Origin of the sequence: uncultured Streptococcus sp. (assembly GCF_963516575.1) — a bacterium.
In the GTDB taxonomy this organism is placed as follows: Bacteria; Bacillota; Bacilli; order Lactobacillales; family Streptococcaceae; genus Streptococcus.
Map to the genome: position 1 here is coordinate 50031 of NZ_CAUQCP010000001.1, position 19353 is coordinate 69383.

Sequence of the window (19353 nt, forward strand, 5' to 3'; positions counted from 1 at the left end):
CAATTTATAATAAATAGATACCCTGAAAGGAAGAGAATCATGAACTTAGAAGAATTGAAAAAACGACAGGAGAAGATTCGTAACTTCTCTATTATCGCCCATATTGACCACGGGAAATCGACTCTAGCAGACCGCATTTTGGAAAAAACAGAGACGGTTTCAAGTCGTGAAATGCAGGCCCAGCTTTTGGATAGTATGGATTTAGAGCGAGAACGTGGGATTACTATTAAGTTGAATGCCATTGAGCTCAATTACACTGCAAAAGATGGGGAAACTTATATTTTTCACTTGATTGACACGCCGGGGCACGTAGACTTCACCTATGAAGTTTCGCGTTCGCTAGCTGCCTGTGAGGGTGCTATTTTGGTGGTCGATGCCGCTCAAGGGATTGAGGCTCAAACCCTTGCCAACGTTTATTTGGCCTTGGACAATGATTTGGAAATCATGCCAGTCATTAACAAAATTGACCTGCCAGCTGCAGATCCAGAGCGCGTGCGTACAGAGATTGAGGATGTCATTGGTTTAGATGCCAGTGAAGCAGTATTAGCTTCTGCCAAGGCTGGTATCGGGATCGAAGAAATCCTCGAGCAAATTGTAGAAAAAGTTCCAGCGCCAACGGGTGATGTGACAGCGCCACTTAAGGCCTTGATTTTCGACTCTGTTTACGATGCTTACCGTGGAGTTATCCTCCAAGTGCGTGTCATGGATGGTGTGGTTAAACCTGGCGATAAGATTCAGCTCATGAGCAATGGCAAGACCTTTGATGTTACGGAAGTTGGTATTTTCACACCCAAAGCAGTTGGTCGTGATTTCCTTGCGACTGGGGACGTTGGTTATATTGCGGCTTCTATTAAGACAGTTCAGGATACCCGTGTGGGTGATACCGTTACCTTGGCAACCAATCCTGCGGCAGAGCCATTACATGGTTACAAGCAGATGAATCCTATGGTCTTTGCGGGTCTCTATCCTATCGAGTCAAACAAGTACAATGATCTGCGTGAAGCCCTTGAAAAATTGCAACTGAATGATGCTAGTCTTCAGTTTGAACCAGAAACATCTCAGGCACTTGGATTTGGTTTCCGTTGTGGTTTCCTTGGACTTCTCCATATGGATGTTATCCAAGAACGTTTGGAACGTGAGTTCAACATCGACCTCATCATGACAGCTCCGTCTGTTATCTACAAAGTTAATTTGACCGATGGTGAGTCTATGGACGTCTCTAACCCATCTGAGTTTCCAGACCCAACTAAGATTGCGACCATTGAAGAGCCTTATGTTAAGGCGCAAATCATGGTACCACAGGAGTTTGTTGGAGCAGTAATGGAGCTAGCTCAGCGTAAGCGTGGGGACTTTGTGACTATGGACTATATTGATGACAATCGTGTCAATGTTATCTATCAAATTCCACTTGCTGAAATCGTCTTTGACTTCTTTGATAAGCTTAAGTCTTCGACACGTGGTTATGCAAGCTTTGACTACGAATTGTCAGAGTATCGTCCGTCTAAGCTGGTCAAAATGGATATCCTTCTCAATGGAGACAAGGTAGATGCCCTCAGCTTTATCGTTCATAAGGACTTTGCCTACGAACGTGGAAAACTTATCGTTGATAAGCTCAAGAAAATTATTCCTCGTCAACAATTTGAGGTGCCAATTCAAGCAGCTATTGGACACAAGATTGTGGCTCGTACTGATATCAAGGCCCTTCGTAAGAACGTACTTGCTAAATGTTATGGTGGTGACGTTTCTCGTAAACGTAAACTCCTTGAAAAACAAAAAGCTGGTAAGAAGCGCATGAAAGCTATCGGATCAGTAGAAGTTCCACAAGAAGCTTTCCTCAGTGTCTTGAGCATGGATGAAGAATAGTTGTCATAATTGCTTTTCCTTGTTCACAGGAAATTTATATCAGAATCAATAGTAAAGCAGGCTTAAATGGTCTGCTTTTTTAGTTTTTATACTCTTCGAAAATCAAATTCAAACCACGTCAACGTCGCCTTGCCGTACTCAAGTACAGCCTGCGGCTAGTTTCCTAGTTTGCTCTTTGATTTTCATTGAGTATTAAAACAAAAAATGTTTGATTTGTTTGTTTATGTGTTTATTTTTATAACTCAAACTACAAAAACAACAAAAATATAAAAAAAGAGACAAAAAACAACAGAAAATTATTGACAACGATTTCATATAGTGTTATACTTATAGCATAAAGTTAATGGAAAGAAGGGAAAACCTTATGGGATTAGATCATTTCTTTGACAAAAACCTTGTGTTTTGCTTAGAAGCGGATAATCAAGAACAACTCTTTGATCAGGTAGCTACCTTATTGGAAGAACGGAAAATCGTGACTCCAACCTATCGTGAAGCCTTGATCACGCGTGAAAAGTCATTTCCAACTGGCTTAGATATGGAATTTTTGGGTAAGGATTTGCCGAATGTGGCTATTCCTCATACGGATATTGTTCATAATCTTGCCGAAAAAGTTGTGGTCGTTCGATTAGAAAAACCAGTGACTTTCCACAATATGATTGCGCCAGATAAGGAAGTAGAAGTATCCTTGCTCTTCTTTATCATTAATAACTCAAGTTCAAGTCAAACGAACATTCTTGCTCAGTTGATGGACTTCTTTACAGGAAATGGCCATTTGGAAGATTTGGCTAAAATTTCTGAACCAGAAGCTATCTATGCTTATATCGCTGAAGCAACTGCATAATCTTGTCTATTAAAAATATTAAATCGGAGGAAATCCATATGATTAAAATTCTTGCTGCCTGCGGTGCAGGTGTTAACTCAAGCCACCAAATTAAAAGTGCTCTTGAAGAAGAACTTTCAAACCGTGGTTTTGATGTTCACTGTGATGCGGTTATGGTCAAAGACGTTAACGAAGACCTTATCAAAGGTTATGATATCTTCACACCAATTGCTGCGACAGACCTTGGTTTTGACCCAGGTATTCCAGTTATCGAAGCTGGACCAATCTTATTCCGTATCCCAGCTATGAGTGCTCCAGTATTTGACAACATTGAAGCAGCTATTAAAGAACACGGATTAAGCTAATAAATACTTTATTTAGTTAACATTCATATAACATAAAAAGGGAGGAACTGTTATGGATGCAATCTTTGGTCTAATCAAAGAATTTTTCACACCTATCTTAGATATGGGTGGACCTGTCATCATGTTAATTATTTTGACAGTATTGGCTTTACTTTTTGGAGTGAAATTCTCCAAAGCGCTTGAAGGTGGTATCAAACTTGCCATCGCTCTTACAGGTATCGGAGCTATCATCGGTATGCTAAATGGTGCTTTCTCAGCATCACTTGCAAAATTCGTTGAAAACACAGGTATCCAATTGAGTATCACTGACGTTGGTTGGGCACCACTTGCAACAATCACTTGGGGATCTGCTTGGACACTTTACTTCTTGCTCATCATGTTGATTGTCAACGTAGTGATGCTTGCTATGAAGAAAACAGATACACTTGACGTTGATATCTTCGATATCTGGCACTTGTCTATCACAGGTCTTTTGATTAAATGGTATGCTGACAACAACGGTGTGAGCCAAGGGGTTTCACTCTTGATTGCTACAGCAGCTATCGTCCTTGTTGGTGTGTTGAAAATTATCAACTCTGACTTGATGAAACCTACATTTGATGACCTTCTTAACGCTCCAAGTTCATCACCAATGACTTCAACTCACATGAACTACATGATGAACCCAGTTATCATGGTTTTGGATAAGATTTTTGAAAAATTCTTCCCAGGTCTTGATAAGTATGACTTTGACGCTGCAAAATTGAACAAGAAAATCGGTTTCTGGGGATCTAAATTCTTTATCGGTTTCATTCTTGGTATTGTTATCGGTATTATGGGAACTCCACATCCAATTGAAGGTGTTGCAGATGCATCTATCTGGCGTCTTGTTATCAAAGGATGGTTGTCTCTTGGTTTGACAGCTGGTGTATCTTTGGAACTCTTCTCACTTATCGGTTCATGGTTCATCGCTGCCGTAGAACCACTTTCACAAGGTATTACAAACGTTGCTACTAAACGTCTTCAAGGACGTAAATTCAACATCGGTCTTGACTGGCCATTCATCGCTGGTCGTGCTGAAATCTGGGCTTGTGCTAACGTACTTGCACCAATCATGTTGATTGAAGCTGTGCTTCTTTCAAAAGTCGGAAATGGTATCTTGCCACTTGCAGGTATCATCGCTATGGGTGTTACTCCAGCTCTCTTGGTTGTAACACGTGGTAAATTGCTCCGTATGATTATCTTCGGAACTCTCTTGTTGCCACTCTTCCTTCTTTCAGGTACACTTATTGCACCATTTGCAACAGAACTTGCTAAAGGTGTAGGTGCCTTCCCAGCAGGTGTGAGCGAAACTCAATTGATTACTCACTCAACTCTTGAAGGACCAATCGAAAAACTTCTTGGTTGGACAATTGGTAACACTACAACTGGTGATATCAAAGCAATCCTTGGTGCTGTAGTCTTCCTTGTATTCTATATCGGTATCTTTGCTTGGTACAGAAAACAAATGATCAAACGTAACGAAGAGTACGCAGCGAAAGCAAAATAATGCGCTCCTATAAAATGTAAATTGTTAAAGCTAGGTTGTCATTTTCCTGATAGGAGTGACAGCCTAGTTTTTTATAAACTATCAAGAAATCGGAGAAAATAATGGTAATTGAATTAAAATCAGAACAATTAAGAGTTCAATTTAACAGTTTTGGTGGGGCTCTTTCTTCTATAAAAGATGCTGAGGGACTTGAGTATTTGTGGCAAGGGGATGTCACTTATTGGAGTGGACAAGCTCCTGTTCTCTTTCCAATTTGTGGTTCTTTGAGAGAGGATACAGCCCTCTATATAGATGAGAAGGGACAAGAAAGCAAAGGAAACATTCCTCGTCATGGTTTGGTCCGTAAGAAAGAATTTGAATTAGTTGAACAGACAGATGATAGTGTAACTTTTGCAATTGAAGACGATGAGAATAGCTATCAAAATTATCCTTATCATTTCCGCCTAGAAATCACTTATATCCTTACTGGAAAGACAGTACGGACTCAATACAAGATTTTCAATAAAGAAACTAGCAAGGTCATGCCTTACTTTATTGGTGGACATCCAGGATTTAATTGTCCTCTACTGGATGATGAAGTCTATGAAGATTACTATTTAGAGTTTGAGAAAGAAGAGACTTGCTCTGTTCCATGTCCTTTCCCAGAAACGGGTATGCTGGATTTTCAAGATAGAAGTCCATGGCTAGAGGGGCAAAAAGAAATCTATCTTAATTATGATCTTTTCAGTACAGATGCAGTTACCTTAGATGAATTGCAATCTAGAACAATTGCGCTTCGTTCTCGTAAACATGATAAGGGATTGAAAGTGCACTTTGCAGAGTTTCCAAATCTCATCATCTGGTCAACTTTGAATAAAGGACCTTTCATTGCTTTTGAACCATGGTCTGGCTTGTCAACATCCCTTGAAGAAGGAGATCATCTAGAAGATAAGAAGAATGTTCGTCTCCTAGAACCTGGTCAAGTGGATCAAATTGGTTTTGACATCGAAATTTTTTAGATTAAAAAATAAAACACAAAAACAAACATTAACTGTTGACTTTTTCAGGAAATAGGAGTATATTATGTTTGTAAGCAACAAATGATGTTTGTAACAAACAAATAATCACTTGTTATATTCTCTTTCGTGGAGAAAGATTATTTCTAGGGAACTGGTTTCCTAAACTTGAATAAGGTGTCATTCATCTCATTCAATCCAATTTGTCAATAAACTGCTAGAAAGCTTTTGTAGGTAAACTGCTAACTATAAAAGGTTTTACTAGCCTAGAAAAATAAAAGGAGTATACAATATGTCTATTGTTATCGGTGCAGATGCTGCAGGTTTGAGATTGAAAGAAGTTGTGAAAGACTTCTTGGAAAAAGAAAACTTCCACGTTGTGGATGTTACAGCTGAAGGTCAAGACTTTGTTGATGTGACTCTTGCTGTTGCTGCAGAAGTAAATAAAGAAGAACAAAACCTTGGTATCGTGATTGATGCTTATGGAGCTGGTCCATTTATGGTTGCAACTAAGATCAAAGGAATGGTTGCTGCAGAAGTATCTGACGAACGTTCAGCTTATATGACTCGTGGACACAACAACTCACGTATGATCACTATGGGTGCACAACTTGTTGGTGATGAATTGGCTAAAAACATCGCTAAAGGATTTGTTAACGGTAAATACGATGGTGGACGTCACCAGATTCGTGTTGACATGTTGAACAAAATGTGCTAATTAGATTACAGTAAGAAAGGTAAGTTAAAAATGAGAATTGCAATTGGATGTGACCACATCGTAACAGATGAAAAAATGGCGGTTTCAGAATTTTTGAAATCAAAAGGATATGAAGTCATTGACTTTGGTACATATGACCACACACGTACTCACTACCCAATCTTTGGTAAAAAAGTAGGTGAAGCTGTAACTAGCGGTCAAGCTGATCTTGGGGTATGTATCTGTGGTACTGGTGTAGGTATCAACAACGCTGTAAATAAAGTTCCTGGTGTTCGTTCTGCCTTAGTTCGTGATATGACTACAGCTCTTTATGCCAAAGAACAATTGAATGCTAACGTTATCGGTTTTGGAGGTAAGATTACTGGTGAACTTCTTATGTGTGATATCATTGAAGCTTTCATCCACGCTGAATACAAACCATCTGAAGAAAACAAGAAATTGATTGCGAAAATTGAACATGTTGAAAGTCACAATGCTCAACAAACAGACGCAAACTTCTTTACAGAATTCCTTGAAAAATGGGATCGTGGAGAATACCACGACTAAGAGGTGACCTATGATTTTAACAGTCACAATGAACCCATCCATTGATATTTCTTATCCTTTGGATGAGTTGAAGATTGATACTGTCAATCGTGTGGTGGATGTAACCAAAACAGCTGGTGGTAAGGGACTCAATGTTACCCGAGTACTTTCAGAATTTGGAGATTCTGTCCTTGCTACTGGTTTAGTGGGTGGTAAACTTGGTGAATTTTTAGTTGAACATATCGATGATCAAGTAAAAAAAGATTTCTTCTCAATTCAGGGAGAAACTCGGAACTGTATTGCTATTCTCCACGGAGACAACCAAACAGAAGTTCTTGAAAAAGGTCCTGTAGTATTGGAACAGGAAGGTCAAGACTTTTTGGAACATTTCAAAAATCTTCTGGACTCAGTTGAAGTAGTAGCTATCTCAGGTAGTCTCCCAGCTGGTCTTCCAGTTGATTACTATGCGAGCTTGGTAGAACTTGCTAATCAAGCTGGCAGACCTGTAGTTTTGGACTGCTCTGGTGCAGCACTTCAGGCGGTTCTTGAATCACCACATAAACCAACAGTCATCAAACCAAATAATGAGGAATTATCTCAGCTTCTAGGAAGAGAAGTTTCTGAGGATTTGGATGAATTAAAAGAAGTCCTTCAAGAACCTTTGTTTGCAGGGATTGAATGGATTATCGTTTCACTTGGTGCCAACGGTGCCTTTGCCAAACATGGTGACACTTTCTACAAGGTAGATATTCCTAGAATTCAGGTAGTCAACCCTGTCGGATCTGGAGACTCTACTGTGGCAGGAATTTCTTCAGGACTTCTTCATAAAGAATCTGATGCAGAACTACTCATCAAGGCTAATGTCCTTGGTATGCTCAATGCTCAAGAAAAAATGACTGGTCATGTCAACATGGCCAACTATCAAGCTCTATATGATCAATTAATAGTAAAAGAGGTATAAAATGGCTTTAACAGAACAAAAACGTGCACGCTTAGAAAAACTTTCTGATGAAAATGGAATCATCTCAGCTCTTGCTTTTGACCAACGTGGTGCTTTGAAACGCCTCATGGCTCAACACCAAACAGAAGAACCAACTGTAGCTCAAATGGAAGAACTTAAAGTCTTGGTAGCAGATGAATTGACTAAATACGCTTCATCTATGCTTCTTGACCCTGAATATGGACTTCCAGCAACTAAAGCTCTTGATGAAAAAGCTGGTCTTCTCCTTGCTTATGAAAAAACAGGTTATGACACAACAAGTACAAAACGTTTGCCAGACTGCTTGGATGTTTGGTCTGCAAAACGTATTAAAGAAGAAGGTGCAGATGCAGTTAAATTCTTGCTTTACTATGATGTAGATAGCTCAGATGAACTCAACCAAGAAAAACAAGCTTATATCGAACGCATCGGTTCTGAGTGTGTGGCTGAAGATATCCCATTCTTCCTTGAAATCCTTGCTTACGATGAAAAAATTGCTGACGCAGGTTCTGTAGAATACGCTAAAGTAAAACCACATAAAGTTATCGGTGCTATGAAAGTCTTCTCAGACCCACGCTTTAACATTGATGTCTTGAAAGTAGAAGTTCCTGTTAACATTAAATATGTTGAAGGCTTCGCTGAAGGTGAAGTAGTTTATACACGTGAAGAAGCAGCAGCTTTCTTCAAAGCACAAGATGAAGCAACTAACTTGCCATACATCTACTTGAGTGCTGGTGTATCAGCTAAACTCTTCCAAGATACTCTTGTATTTGCTCATGAATCAGGTGCAAACTTTAATGGAGTTCTTTGTGGCCGTGCAACATGGGCAGGATCAGTTGAAGCTTACATCAAAGATGGTGAAGCAGCAGCTCGCGAATGGCTTCGCACAACTGGATTTGAAAACATTGACGAGCTCAACAAAGTTCTTCAAACAACAGCGACTTCATGGAAAGAACGCGTGTAGCACTCAAATTGTAAAAAATATTCAGTCTAGTGATAGTAATATCTCTAGACTTTTTTGATGACGTAAAAATAACCTTGAGTTAGTTATCCTCAAGGTTATACTCTTCGAAAATCTCTTCAAACCACGTCAGCGTCGCCTTACCGTATGTATGGTTACTGATTTCATCAGTTTCATCTGCAACCTCAAAACAGTGTTTTGAGCTGACTTCGTAAGTTCTATCTACAACCTCAAAGAAGTGCTTTGAGCAGCCTGCGACTAGCTTCCTAGTTTGCTCTTTGATTTTCATTTAGTATTAGATAAAATATATAAGAAGGAATGCAAGTTAATCGTGATATTCTCCACGCTCCCACTTGGCATTCTCTTCATCGAAGATATGATCATTGGCAGCTACATCTGGGCTCACTTCAGATAGTTTATCAATTTTCGCAATCAATTCCTCTTTTTCAGGACTTGGTTTGTACTTGGTATTGATAAATTCATCTACAATGTTGTTAATGAAATTGATACCTAGGATAGCACCACCAAAAGCAACAATATTAGCATTGAGATTTTCACGAGCGGAACGAGCAGTCGCAACATCTCCGACAAGTACAACTCGAGTTCCAGGAACTTTATCAGCAGATACAGCAATTCCAACACCTGTACCGCAAAGGGCAACTCCAAAGTCAGCCCGTCCATTGACGACCTCCTCTGCAATTAAGCGACCATAAATCGGATAGTGAGTACGGACGAAATCATAAGTACCAACATCAATGATTTCATGACCTTGTTCTTTTAGGTGTTTTGAAATCTTCATCTTCACATCTGTTACAATGTGATCACAACCGAGAGCAATTTTCATGTGAATACCTCCTAGCAGAGCTTGTTCAGCATATCAATGCGAACTTGGTGACGACCAGAATCATAGTTGTGCTCAAGAAAGGCTTTGACTATTTCAACTGCTAAAATATCACCTGTAATTCCAGAACCAATTGTAATGATTGGAGTAGAATTGTGTCGAATAGTCATCATGGCAGAGTGTTCATCGTAAACAGCGGCGCAGATAATACCTTTAAACTTATTAGCAGGCATAAAAGAATGTCCAAACTTGTCAAAAAGAATAGCACGAGCTTGCTTATATTTTCTAAACTCTGTAATAGCATTGACAGTAGAATCAACGAAATCCGCAGAATCTTGTGTAGAGTTGAGGTCAATTACTTCATAACCAGAATGAAGCAGATAGTGTTTGACGGTTTCTTTCAGTTGGAAACCATCTTGGTCAGTAGCTAAAATAACTTTCATAAGAACCTTCTTTCTTTAGCTATCCAAAAGCATGCAATGAAAGATCATTGTTGACGATATAGAAGATATATTATATCTTCAAATATAGTATAGTCCTTGTAAAATTATTTGTCAAGGATTTACAAAAAATAGTTGAAGAATTTTTTCTTCAGCTAGTTTTGGCATTTATTGATCCAATTTCTGATATCGGTTAAATCATAGTTAATCTCAGATTGATGGGCTACCTGGCTGAGTGTAATAGAAGTCAGGGTTGCAACTAAAGTATTTTCAATAATATCAAGAGAGTTGCTTACGACGCATCTTTTAGCTTTTTTACTTTCCTCGTTACCTAAGAATTTTTTTAGAAGATTTTGACTTTCAAAGATTCGATTTTTTCCTTCTATAGCTACAAATACATCGTAAAAGGTGATTTGGCTGAGGGGTTTAGAAAGAGCAACGCCTCCATTTTTCCCTCTAACGGATTTAACCAATCCTTCGTTGTCTAATAGTTTTATAATTTTTTTCAAATAAGAATCTGAAACTTCTAGCCGTTCACTCAAGGAAATTGTATTGATATATTTTCCTTCAGGGAGCTGATCTAACATGAGTAAGACATAGACTGACTGTTCCCAACCTGATGACAATCGCATGTTTGTACCTCCATATAAAAAGATAATCATTATCCACAATTACCAGTATAGCCTTTTTTTGTTTTTTTCTCAATACATAGGAGTTTAAAAAATAATCTTGGAATTTTTTGATAAATCTCTTGACATTCATTTTTAAAAGAGTAGAATAAAAGACAAAAAATATCATCAATATCTTTTGAAAGAAGGGGAAATAAATGAAACGAGGTTCAAATTTTATTTTTTTGATTTCTATATTACTGACCACACTTTTTATGGGGTCGTCTTTTCCAACTGGGAAATATCTCATAGTAGTTGAAAAGACTCCTCCATTATTACTTGGGGGTGTTCGATTTATTATTGCTGGGTTAGTGATGTTGGTATTATCGTTTTTATTTGGCAAGGGGAGGACTATCATCCCTAAAAGTCAAGGTAGCAAGATAAAGGGGTTTATATTGGTTGTGACTATCGGGCTCTTACAGACAGCTGGAACCATGGGATTTCTTAATCTTGCCCTAGCTCATGATGTGTCATCATCGATGTCATCCATTATCTTATTTACGAATCCTCTTTGGTTAGCTTTCTTAGCACATTTTTTGTTAAAGGATACATTGACTATTCAGAAGATAAGTGCCTTAGTATTAGGTGTGGCTGGAGTTGTTACTTGTATTGGACTAGATGTATCTGCGTTTAGTTTAGGTGCTTTATTTGCTTTACTGGGTTCATTTTGTTGGTCGATCAATACAGTTGTCACCAAGAAAATTCCTTTTGATAATGGTCCTTGGATATTTACAGCTTGGCAATTGTTATTAGGTGGGGTATTCCTTTACTTATTCTCAATACCTGTGCATGAAAGTTATAACTTTCTAAATTTAGGATTTTGGGGCTGGGTTTGGTTTATATGGTTAATTATTCCTGCGTCTGTTGGTTCGTTTGGACTGTGGTTTTATAGTCTAGGACAAAGGGGAGCAACAGTAGCTAGCAGTTTCTTGTTTTTAGTTCCAGTATTTTCAACTATCTTTTCTATTCTGGGCTTACATGAGCCGTTTACATTGAATTTGGTTCTTGGGGGTTCGATGGTTGTATTAGCATTGGTATTAGTAAACTGGAAAGTCAAGGGAGAAGAGGAGTAGTCTATGGAAGTTGGAAATGAAATTGTTATTCAAAATGGAACACAATGGAGTTTTGGTAATGGTGTAGCTCAACATTTTGATGAGCATGTTAGACAATCCATTTCTTTATATGATGAAGGATAGGACCTTGTTTGTCATCTAAGCGATTTTTTTATTCGTGACCATTTCTTATGTTATGAGCTAGGCTCCGCAACGGGTAATCTGATTGGTAAATTATACCAGCGTCACAAGTCTAAAAAAGAAGTTCGTTTTATCGGGATAGAAGAGATTCCAGAAATGAATCAGGTGGCACAATCAAAATTTCCTGAGCTTGAATTTATAACAAGCTCCGTGGAGGAAGTCAGGTTAGAACCCAGCGATTTAATTATTAGCTATTATTTCCTTCAGTTTATTCTTCTAGACAAGAGACGATAAAAACATGCGGAAAAAAATAAAAAAGTTCTTCGTAAGGGTTTACAAATTATCAGCATTATGATAAAATACAGTTACAAGTTAATACAAGGTGAGTGTTACTAAGTAATATTAGGCATGATCACAGGTGAATTAGAAATCGGCTGATTTTCTAGTTCATTTGTGGTCATTTTTTGTACTCATATACCTTTAAGATATAAAAGGAGGTTGACATGTATCGAATTCTAAATCCAATGAATCACAATGTCTCGCTTGTCAGAAATGATAAAGGAGAAGAAGTGATTGTGATTGGTAAGGGGATTGCATTCGGAAAGAAGAAGGGAGATTTGATTGCTGAACATCAGGTTGAGAAAATCTTTCGGATGAAGACCGAAGAGTCAAGAGAAAACTTTATGGCTCTTCTCAAAGATGTTCCGCTAGATTTTATCACAGTGACTTATGAGATCATTGATAAGCTTTCAAAGAAATATCATTATCCGATTCAAGAATATCTCTACGTAACCTTGACAGACCATATTTACTGTTCTTATCAAGCTCTAGCACAAGGAAGGTACAAGGATAGTAATTTGCCAGATATTTCTGTCAAGTATCCTGTCGCTTTTCAAATCGCAAACGAAGCTTTCGAAATTTACCGCCAGAAGCTAGCAGATCATTTTCCTGAGGACGAAATTATTCGGATTGCTTATCATTTCATCAATGCTGAGGGTGAGAATGAAGTCCAAATGGTTGAATCGATTGATAAGAGGAAAGAAATTCTCAGGAATGTTGAGGAAGTGCTAAAGGGTTATGCAATTCAACGAACCAAAGAGAATAATCATTTCTATGATCGCTTTATGATTCATTTGAATTATTTCTTGGATTATTTAGACAGATCTAGAGATGATAATCAATCACTTCTGGATATGGAAGATCATATTAAACAATCCTATCCAAAAGCGTTCGAGATTGGTTCCGAGATCTATGATGTGATTACGCAACATACGGGTCTTGATTTGTATAAAAGTGAACGAGTTTATCTAGTTCTACATATCCAACGTTTATTGTCATAAAAATTTATTTAAAACTATATAAGGAGAATTCTATCATGAATAGAGAAGAAGTAACATTGTTAGGTTTTGAGATTGTTGCCTATGCTGGTGATGCTCGTTCAAAACTATTGGAAGCCTTGAAGGCTGCTGAAGCTGGGGATTTTGCAAAAGCGGACGCTCTTGTAGAGGAAGCTGGTTCTTGTATTGCTGAAGCTCACCACGCTCAAACAAGTCTATTGACTAAGGAAGCTTCTGGTGAAGACTTAGCTTATAGTGTGACCATGATGCATGGCCAAGACCACTTGATGACAACTATCTTGTTAAAAGATTTGATGCACCACTTAATTGAACTTTACAAGAGAGGAGTTAAGTAATGAATAAACTCATTGCATTTATTGAGAAAGGAAAGCCTTTCTTTGAGAAACTATCTCGTAATATCTACCTTCGTGCCATTCGTGATGGTTTTATTGCAGGTATGCCTGTTATTCTCTTCTCAAGTATTTTTATCTTGATTGCCTTTGTACCAAACTCATGGGGCTTTAAATGGTCTGATGAAGTTGTAGCCTTTCTGATGAAACCATATAGCTATTCAATGGGGATTCTAGCTCTCTTGGTAGCTGGTACAACAGCTAAATCACTGACCGATTCAGTAAACCGTAGCATGGAGAAAACCAATCAAATCAACTATATGTCAACACTGTTGGCAGCAATTGTTGGTTTGTTGATGTTGGCAGCTGATCCTATCGAAAATGGTCTAGCTACTGGATTCTTGGGGACAAAAGGTTTGCTTTCAGCCTTCCTTGCTGCCTTTGTTACCGTAGCAATCTATAAAGTTTGTGTTAAGAACAACGTCACTATTCGTATGCCTGACGAAGTTCCACCAAATATCTCACAAGTTTTTAAAGATGTGATTCCATTCACTCTCTCAGTTGTTTCACTTTATGCTCTTGATTTACTAGCTCGTCATTTTGTTGGTTCTAGTGTGGCAGAATCAATCGGTAAATTCTTTGCTCCATTATTCTCTGCAGCTGATGGCTATCTAGGTATTACCATTATCTTTGGTGCCTTTGCCTTCTTCTGGTTTGTTGGTATCCATGGTCCATCTATCGTTGAGCCTGCTATCGCAGCTATTACCTATGCAAACGCCGAAGTCAACTTGAACCTTATCCAACAAGGTATGCACGCTGACAAGATTCTTACTTCTGGTACACAAATGTTTATCGTTACCATGGGTGGTACTGGTGCGACACTGGTTGTTCCATTCATGTTCATGTGGTTGACAAAATCGAAACGTAACCGTGCGATCGGACGTGCTTCAGTAGTTCCTACCTTCTTCGGTGTAAATGAACCAATCTTGTTTGGTGCACCACTTGTATTGAACCCAATCTTCTTCATTCCATTTATCTTTGCTCCAATCGCAAACGTTTGGATCTTCAAATTCTTTATTGAAGCTCTTGGAATGAACTCATTTACTGCTAATCTACCATGGACAACTCCAGCTCCACTAGGTCTAGTTCTTGGTACGAACTTCCAAGTTCTATCATTCATTCTTGCTGCCCTTCTAATCGTGGTTGACGTAGTGATTTACTATCCATTCCTTAAAGTCTATGATGAACAAATTCTTGAAGAAGAACGTTCAGGTAAGTCTAATGATGAATTGAAAGAAAAAGTTGCTGCAAACTTCAACACTGCAAAAGCAGATGCTATTCTTGAAAAAGCGGGTGTCGATGCAGCACAAAATACTATCACTGAAGAAACAAATGTTCTCGTTCTCTGTGCTGGTGGAGGAACAAGTGGACTTCTTGCGAATGCTTTGAATAAGGCAGCAGCAGAATACAATGTCCCTGTGAAAGCAGCAGCAGGTGGCTATGGTGCTCACCGTGAAATGTTACCAGAGTTTGATCTAGTTATCCTTGCCCCTCAAGTTGCTTCAAACTTTGAAGATATGAAAGCAGAAACAGATAAACTCGGTATTAAACTTGCCAAGACAGAAGGCGCTCAATACATCAAATTAACTCGTGATGGAAAAGGTGCTCTTGCATTCGTACAAGCTCAATTCGATTAACGATAGGGACTATAAAACAGTCTCCTATCGTTACGGAAATCGCTATGGCGAATTTCCTAATCGCCTTGTTAATTCGTCGGTAAAAAGATATTGTTTTTACCTCCTCATGTCACAATTCGGTGACTTGGTACAAGAAGTGAGATGGAGAAGGATGGCTCACTGACTCCTCTCCTCTCACTTTTACTTTATTTAAATTAAGAAATAGGTGAAAAAATGACAAAAACATTACCAAAAGACTTTATTTTCGGTGGCGCTACAGCTGCTTATCAAGCAGAAGGTGCTACACATACTGATGGAAAAGGACCAGTTGCTTGGGATAAATATCTTGAAGATAACTACTGGTACACTGCAGAACCAGCCAGTGATTTTTACAATCGATATCCAGTTGACCTAAAGTTAGCAGAAGAGTATGGTGTCAATGGTATTCGAATTTCTATTGCTTGGTCACGTATTTTCCCAACCGGTTACGGTCAAGTAAATCAGAAAGGTGTTGAGTTTTATCATAATTTATTTGCAGAGTGTCACAAACGTCATGTTGAGCCTTTTGTAACTCTTCATCACTTTGACACTCCAGAAGCTCTCCACTCAAATGGAGACTTCTTAAACCGTGAAAACATTGAACACTTTGTAGACTACGCGGCTTTCTGTTTTGAAGAATTCCCAGAAGTAAACTATTGGACAACCTTTAATGAAATTGGGCCAATTGGTGATGGTCAATACTTGGTTGGTAAATTCCCTCCAGGTATTCAGTACGACCTCGCTAAAGTTTTCCAATCGCACCACAATATGATGGTGTCTCATGCACGCGCTGTAAAACTATATAAAGATAAAGGATATAAAGGTGAAATTGGTGTTGTTCACGCTCTGCCAACCAAGTATCCTTTAGATCCTGAAAATCCTGCAGATGTTATTGCGGCGGAGTTGGAGGACATTATCCATAACAAATTTATCTTGGATGCAACTTATCTGGGTCACTACTCTGAAAAGACTCTGGCAGGGGTAGAGGCTATCTTGGCTGCCAATGGTGGTAGCTTAGATCTTCGTGAAGAAGATTTCGAAGTATTAGAAGCCGCAAAAGACTTGAATGACTTCCTTGGAATTAATTACTATATGAGTGACTGGATGGAAGCATTTGATGGAGAAACAGAAATCATCCATAATGGTAAAGGTGAAAAAGGAAGCTCTAAATACCAAATTAAAGGTGTTGGTCGTCGTGTAGCTCCTGACTATGTACCACGTACGGATTGGGATTGGATTATCTACCCTCAAGGTTTGTATGACCAAATCATGCGCGTGAAGAAAGATTATCCGAACTACAAGAAGATTTACATCACTGAAAATGGTCTTGGCTATAAAGATGAGTTCGTTGATAACACTGTTTACGATGATGGCCGTATTGATTATGTGAAACAACACTTGGAAGTATTATCTGATGCTATTGCAGATGGAGCTAATGTAAAAGGTTACTTTATTTGGTCATTAATGGATGTCTTCTCATGGTCAAACGGTTATGAAAAACGTTACGGTCTCTTCTATGTAGACTTTGAAACTCAAGAACGTTATCCTAAGAAATCAGCTCACTGGTATAAGAAAGTATCAGAAACTCAAGTGATTGAGTAGTAGAATTAGTAATTAGATATAGAATTTTAGTGAGGCATAAAGATGTTTAAAGATTTTATCCAATCAATTTATGAAAAAGTTTATATTATCAATTTTGATAAATGTTCTCAAATACCTTGTTTGACTAATGAGGAGCTGAAAAAACTTGGGAAATGGTATGTCTCTACCGGTAAAGAATGGATTTGCCATTCAGACTATGAGCTGGAAGAATTTAAAAATATCTTTTTAAATTTTATCAGTCCTGAAGAACGGGATAATATCTCCTTTGATTCAGATTTTATGCCGTTTCAACAATCATAAAGAATCTAGGAAACTCTTTGTAACAATCTTCATCAGAAAATGCGTCATATCAAGATTCTTATTTTCTTGATATGACGCATTTTATATTTTATCAATCCTCAGTTTTATGGTTTAGAAAGAATAATTTTTGTTTGTTTTGAAAGTTGTTCGAAGGTCTCTTTGCTCAGTTTAGAGTCTGAAACGATGGTATCAATATCAGAGATATTGTAGAAGGTATAAAAATCAAATTTATTGAACTTACTATTGTCAGCTAGTAAGTATTTTTTATTGGAATTATTGAGGGCGATGCGTTGGGATTCACCTTCCTCTTCGCTGAAGGTCGCAATCGCATTGTCCTGAATACCATTACAGCTAACGAAGGCTTTAGAAAATTGTAAATTGGACAAGTTTTGCAAGGTTAGTGTTCCCACAAAGGCTCCAGTGATAGAGCGGTAGTTTCCACCGATTAAAATCAAATCTGTTAGTTTTCGTTCGTTTAGGATGAGAAATACTGGTAAACTGTTTGTTACAACACGAATATTATCAATTGGAAGTTCACGAGCAAAAGATTCCAAGGTTGTTCCTGGTCCAATAAAAATGGTTTCACCCTCATCAATTAAATGGCCTGCAAAACGGCTAATTTCTTGTTTTTCTGCAATCTGTAAGCTTTGTTTTTCAATATTGGAACGTTCATTGTTTAAAATGGAACCTGTGCGAATTTTTTCAGCTCCCCCGTGCACACGAACAAGTAAATCTTTGTCAGCTAACTCTTGCAAGTAGCGTCTAGCAGTCATATCTGATACATCCAAGCGAGTCATGATTTCTTTTACAGTAATAGTTCCCTTTGTATTTACCGTTTCTAGAATATTATCTAGTTTTTCCTGCTTTAACATCGTCATCACCTCTATTTCTATTACTATTTTATCATAAAGTATTCAATCAATCAATTTAAAAAACAAAAGAAAACAAAAACAAAAATACCATGGTTGTTTTAAACAGACCATGATATTTGTTATCAGTACTGGGATAGTTGAATTAGTCCAAACCGTAGTTGTAGTCATCGTCTTGCATGGCTTCAACTTCGCCAAGGAGGTAACCATTTCCGACTTGAGAGAAGAAGTCGTGGTTAGATGTTCCTGTTGAAATACCGTTCATAACGATTGGGTTGACATCATCAGCTGAATCTGGGAAGAGTGGATCTTGTCCCAGGTTCATGAGAGCCTTGTTAGCATTGTAGCGAAGGAAGGTTTTAACTTCTTCCGTCCAACCAACACCGTCATAAAGACTCTCTGTATAGCCTTCTTCGTTCTCGTAGAGAGTGTAGAGCAGGTCGTACATCCATTCTTTGAGTTTTTCTTGCTCTTCTTCAGGTAATTCATTGAAACCAAGTTGGAATTTATAACCGATGTAGGTTCCGTGAACAGACTCATCACGAATAATCAATTTGATGATTTCCGCAACATTGGCTAGCTTGTTGTTCCCAAGATAGTAGAGGGGAGTGAAGAAACCTGAGTAGAAGAGGAAGGTTTCAAGAAAGACACTGGCAACTTTCTTTTCAAGTGGGCTACCGTTGAGGTAGATTTCGTTGACAATCTCAGCCTTCTTTTGTAGATAAGGATTGGTATTGGTCCATTCGAAAATTTCTTCAATCTCAGCCTTGGTATTTAAGGTAGAAAAGATTGATGAATAAGATTTTGCATGGACAGATTCCATAAATTGGATGTTATTGAAAACAGCTTCTTCATGTGGTGTACGGATGTCTGCACGAAGGGCTTGAACCCCAGTTTCAGATTGCATGGTATCCAAGAGAGTTAATCCACCAAAGACTTTACCGACCAGGTCTTTTTCCTTGTTTGATAACTTTCTCCAGTCATCCAAGTCATTTGATAAGGGAATACGTGTATCAAGCCAGAATTGCTCCGTCAGCTTTTCCCAAGTTGATTTGTCGATGACATCTTCGATGGCATTCCAGTTAATGGCTTTGTAGTAAGTTTCCATTTGAAATCTCTTTCTGTGTTTAGTATTGCGAACTCACAATTATCTCTATTTTATCATAATTCTAGAGTAGTTTCGCACAAAAAGTCGGAAGCCCGACTTTTTTGTTTTTCCATAGTATAGATGCTTATTCCAATTTAGTTTAGCAGGGTGAATGAATACTAATCTGAGAAAATGTA

General features: G+C 38.2%; 21 protein-coding genes. 15 read left to right on the plus strand and 6 right to left on the minus strand.

What is annotated here, in order from left to right:
* Positions 1-39 precede the first annotated feature (39 nt).
* The 9 genes from lepA to lacD all read left to right on the plus strand — a co-directional run bounded on the left by lepA (position 40) and on the right by lacD (position 8757).
* A complete protein-coding gene (lepA, locus tag RWM06_RS00220) occupies positions 40-1863 on the plus strand; it encodes a translation elongation factor 4 (protein WP_001047207.1) in 1824 nt (607 codons plus the stop codon).
* Positions 1864-2227: 364 nt separating this feature from the next.
* Complete coding sequence (locus tag RWM06_RS00225) at positions 2228-2704, plus strand: PTS sugar transporter subunit IIA (protein WP_313969675.1); 477 nt, start codon at positions 2228-2230, stop codon at positions 2702-2704.
* A 38-nt stretch (positions 2705-2742) separates the two neighbouring features.
* A complete protein-coding gene (locus tag RWM06_RS00230; protein ID WP_000590547.1) occupies positions 2743-3048 on the plus strand; it encodes a PTS sugar transporter subunit IIB in 306 nt (101 codons plus the stop codon).
* Positions 3049-3100: 52 nt separating this feature from the next.
* On the plus strand, positions 3101-4576 hold the full coding sequence (locus tag RWM06_RS00235) for a PTS galactitol transporter subunit IIC (RefSeq protein WP_313969676.1): 1476 nt from the start codon (positions 3101-3103) through the stop codon (positions 4574-4576).
* 101 nt (positions 4577-4677) lie between these two features.
* Positions 4678-5574: an aldose 1-epimerase family protein gene (locus RWM06_RS00240; RefSeq protein ID WP_313969677.1), complete on the plus strand. Its 897-nt coding sequence runs from the start codon at positions 4678-4680 to the stop codon at positions 5572-5574.
* 289 nt (positions 5575-5863) lie between these two features.
* Positions 5864-6289 carry a galactose-6-phosphate isomerase subunit LacA gene (lacA, locus tag RWM06_RS00245; RefSeq protein WP_000029277.1) on the plus strand — a complete coding sequence of 142 codons (426 nt, stop codon included), beginning with the start codon at positions 5864-5866 and terminating at the stop codon, positions 6287-6289.
* A gap of 30 nt (positions 6290-6319) precedes the next feature.
* A complete protein-coding gene (gene lacB, locus RWM06_RS00250) occupies positions 6320-6835 on the plus strand; it encodes a galactose-6-phosphate isomerase subunit LacB (RefSeq protein WP_001216913.1) in 516 nt (171 codons plus the stop codon).
* Between the two features lie 10 nt (positions 6836-6845).
* Positions 6846-7775: a tagatose-6-phosphate kinase gene (locus RWM06_RS00255; protein ID WP_313969678.1), complete on the plus strand. Its 930-nt coding sequence runs from the start codon at positions 6846-6848 to the stop codon at positions 7773-7775.
* 1 nt (position 7776) lies between these two features.
* The gene (lacD, locus tag RWM06_RS00260) at positions 7777-8757 is read left to right on the plus strand and encodes a tagatose-bisphosphate aldolase (RefSeq protein WP_001229114.1); all 981 of its coding nucleotides are present in this window, start codon (positions 7777-7779) and stop codon (positions 8755-8757) included.
* A gap of 79 nt (positions 8758-8836) precedes the next feature.
* Here the strand turns inward: lacD and RWM06_RS00265 are convergent, their stop codons facing one another.
* The 4 genes from RWM06_RS00265 to RWM06_RS00280 form a co-directional block, all read right to left on the minus strand.
* Positions 8837-9043, minus strand: a complete 207-nt coding sequence (locus RWM06_RS00265) for a hypothetical protein (RefSeq protein WP_313969679.1) — start codon at positions 9041-9043, stop codon at positions 8837-8839.
* Positions 9044-9079: 36 nt separating this feature from the next.
* A complete protein-coding gene (gene lacB, locus RWM06_RS00270; RefSeq protein ID WP_313969680.1) occupies positions 9080-9598 on the minus strand; it encodes a galactose-6-phosphate isomerase subunit LacB in 519 nt (172 codons plus the stop codon).
* Between the two features lie 11 nt (positions 9599-9609).
* A complete protein-coding gene (lacA, locus tag RWM06_RS00275) occupies positions 9610-10038 on the minus strand; it encodes a galactose-6-phosphate isomerase subunit LacA (RefSeq protein ID WP_313969681.1) in 429 nt (142 codons plus the stop codon).
* Positions 10039-10190: 152 nt separating this feature from the next.
* Entirely contained in the window at positions 10191-10667 is a 477-nt protein-coding gene (locus RWM06_RS00280; RefSeq protein ID WP_313969682.1) for an Rrf2 family transcriptional regulator, read from the minus strand.
* 194 nt (positions 10668-10861) lie between these two features.
* Between RWM06_RS00280 and RWM06_RS00285 the strand changes: the two genes are divergently transcribed.
* From RWM06_RS00285 to RWM06_RS00310, 6 genes are all read left to right on the plus strand, one after another.
* Complete coding sequence (locus RWM06_RS00285; RefSeq protein WP_313969683.1) at positions 10862-11776, plus strand: DMT family transporter; 915 nt, start codon at positions 10862-10864, stop codon at positions 11774-11776.
* 623 nt (positions 11777-12399) lie between these two features.
* Positions 12400-13236: a transcription antiterminator gene (locus tag RWM06_RS00290; protein ID WP_313969684.1), complete on the plus strand. Its 837-nt coding sequence runs from the start codon at positions 12400-12402 to the stop codon at positions 13234-13236.
* Positions 13237-13271: 35 nt separating this feature from the next.
* Positions 13272-13589, plus strand: a complete 318-nt coding sequence (locus RWM06_RS00295; protein ID WP_039704004.1) for a PTS lactose/cellobiose transporter subunit IIA — start codon at positions 13272-13274, stop codon at positions 13587-13589.
* The gene (locus RWM06_RS00300; RefSeq protein ID WP_313969685.1) at positions 13589-15280 is read left to right on the plus strand and encodes a lactose-specific PTS transporter subunit EIIC; all 1692 of its coding nucleotides are present in this window, start codon (positions 13589-13591) and stop codon (positions 15278-15280) included. The genes RWM06_RS00295 and RWM06_RS00300 overlap by 1 nt, the downstream gene beginning before the upstream one ends.
* 213 nt (positions 15281-15493) lie before the next feature.
* Positions 15494-16900, plus strand: coding sequence for a 6-phospho-beta-galactosidase (gene lacG, locus RWM06_RS00305; protein ID WP_033688765.1), 1407 nt, complete (start codon positions 15494-15496; stop codon positions 16898-16900).
* 42 nt (positions 16901-16942) lie between these two features.
* Entirely contained in the window at positions 16943-17200 is a 258-nt protein-coding gene (locus RWM06_RS00310) for a DUF3884 family protein (RefSeq protein WP_000471578.1), read from the plus strand.
* Positions 17201-17304: 104 nt separating this feature from the next.
* Here RWM06_RS00310 and RWM06_RS00315 read toward each other — a convergent pair whose 3' ends face one another.
* Both RWM06_RS00315 and nrdF read right to left on the minus strand, forming a co-directional pair.
* A complete protein-coding gene (locus RWM06_RS00315; RefSeq protein ID WP_261030540.1) occupies positions 17305-18072 on the minus strand; it encodes a DeoR/GlpR family DNA-binding transcription regulator in 768 nt (255 codons plus the stop codon).
* 142 nt (positions 18073-18214) lie between these two features.
* Complete coding sequence (gene nrdF / locus RWM06_RS00320; protein ID WP_000451364.1) at positions 18215-19177, minus strand: class 1b ribonucleoside-diphosphate reductase subunit beta; 963 nt, start codon at positions 19175-19177, stop codon at positions 18215-18217.
* Between the last annotated feature and the right edge of the window lie 176 nt (positions 19178-19353).